The 1864-nt window shown below is 76.5% G+C and carries 2 protein-coding genes; both read right to left on the reverse strand.

The features are described 5' to 3' along the window. The coding region (locus tag ABD323_RS40790) for a sigma-70 family RNA polymerase sigma factor (RefSeq protein ID WP_344447163.1) at positions 1 to 965 on the reverse strand (965 nt) is incomplete at its 3' end. 292 nt (positions 966 to 1257) lie between these two features. After that, on the reverse strand, positions 1258 to 1864 hold a 607-nt coding region (locus ABD323_RS40795), incomplete at its 5' end, for a CAP domain-containing protein (RefSeq protein ID WP_344447164.1).

Consider the following 1864-nt stretch of genomic DNA (forward strand, 5'->3'; position numbering starts at 1 on the left):
TGGCCCCCCCCCCCGGGATGAGCGGCGCCGGCGTGCCGGGCCGCGCCCGCGTGGTGCGCCACGCCCGCGTGCTGCGCCGCGCCGCCGTGCTGAGCCGCAGCCGACGGGTGCCCGGCAGTCGACGGGTGCCCGGCACCCGTGGCGGACGTGGACCCGGACGCGGACGCGGCGGACGGCACGACCGGGGCGAGCGCGGCCAGGTGCGGCGGCGGGAGCACCAGCGGCAGCGCGGCGAGCAGCCCCTCGACCGGCATCAGGTCCCGGCGGTGACCCGCGCAGTGCGGGCAGGACCGGGTGTGACGGGCCATCCGCTTGCGCCACAGCGCGCCCGGCTGCCCGTCCCAGGGCGCGGTCAGCACCGCCAGTTCCGCGCACGGCGGATCCATGGCGAGCGCGCGCACCACCGCGCGGGCCACGTCCAGTTGCTCCTTCATCCGCTGCACGCGCACCGCGGCGTGCTGGGGCGTCAGCTCCAGGGATGCCGCCAGCTCGGCCCGGGTGAGCTCGCCGCCGGCCTCCAGCCACCACAGCGAGAGCAGGTCGCGTTCGCGCTCGTCCAGCCAGCGGGTGGCCTCGGCGACCTCCCGGCGCTGACCGGACAGGCCGAGCCGCAGGATCGTCAGGTCCACGAAGTCGGCGCCCGGGTCGGTGACCTCGGTCAGCTCCTGCAGCCCGGGGACCGGCGCGGCCTGCCGGGCCGTCCAGCGCCGCCGCACCTCGTTCATCGCGACCGCGACCAGCCAGGACCGGAACGACGAGGGATCACGCAGCCCGTCCAGCGCGTTGACCACCCGGATCATGGTCTCCTGGACCACGTCGTCCACGTCCGGATGCCCGTCCAGGGCCCGGCCGACCACGTTGTAGACCAGCGGCAGGTGATCGGCTATCAGCCGCTCCTGGGCCGTCGCATCCCCGGCCTGCGCCGCGGCGACCGTCTCCGCACCACTCCCACCGTGCACACGCATTCGCAGTCCTCGCTCGTTCCGGCCCGTTCCTCCCCGCACCTGGAAGACCCTGCGCGGTGGTCCGGATAACGGAAATCGCCCGACGGCTTCCGACCGGAGGTCCCCACGAGGTCCCCACGGGATCCCGAGGAGGTCCCGAGCGGCCCCCACCGGCGCGAGGCGCGGTGCACGGAGGTACGTACGGTGCGCCGGGCGCCGGAATCGTACGCCGGGCGCGACGGGCGATCACCATCGGGGGGGGAGGGCGCCCGCCGGGCCGAGGGGGCCGGCCGGGCCGCGAGGGCGCGCCGGGCTACCGGGGCCGGGCGAAGTCCTCGGTCCACCAGGGACCGTTCGCGCTGAGGTTCACGCCGACGCCCGTCTGCGTGAAGGTGCAGTCGAGGATGTTGTCGCGGTGCTCGGGGCTGTTCATCCACCCGGTCATGGCGGTGCCGGGGTCCCGGGGACTCCGGTAGATGTTCTCGCCCCAGTTCTGCCAGGCGTAACCGCCGTTGGTCATCCGGGTGCCCGGGTCGACGCCCTCGGGGGTGTCGTGCTCGTAGTAGTCGCGGGCGGCCATGTCGTCGGAGTGGCCCTGCGCGACGGACTGCAGCCGAGCGTCCACGGTCAGCGGCTTGCACCCGACCTTGGCCCGCTCCGCGTTGACCTGGTCGACCACCTGCTGGGCGAACTGCGCGGCGCTCCCCGTCGCCGCTCCCGAAGTGCCGCCACCGCCGGTGGGCGCGCTGCCGCCACCCGGCGCGGGCGTGCCGCCGACGGGGTCCGCGCCGCCCGCGGTCGGCGGCACGGCGTGCCCCGGCGACGGCGTGTTGCGCGGGGTGCCGGGCGCGGCCGGACGGGTCGTGGTCGGCGCGGCCGTCGCGGCCGGCGCCACCGGAGCGGCCGGGTTGGTGGGGGCG

Origin of the sequence: Kitasatospora nipponensis, from assembly GCF_039528135.1 — a bacterium.
Lineage (GTDB): Bacteria > Actinomycetota > Actinomycetes > Streptomycetales > Streptomycetaceae > Kitasatospora > Kitasatospora nipponensis.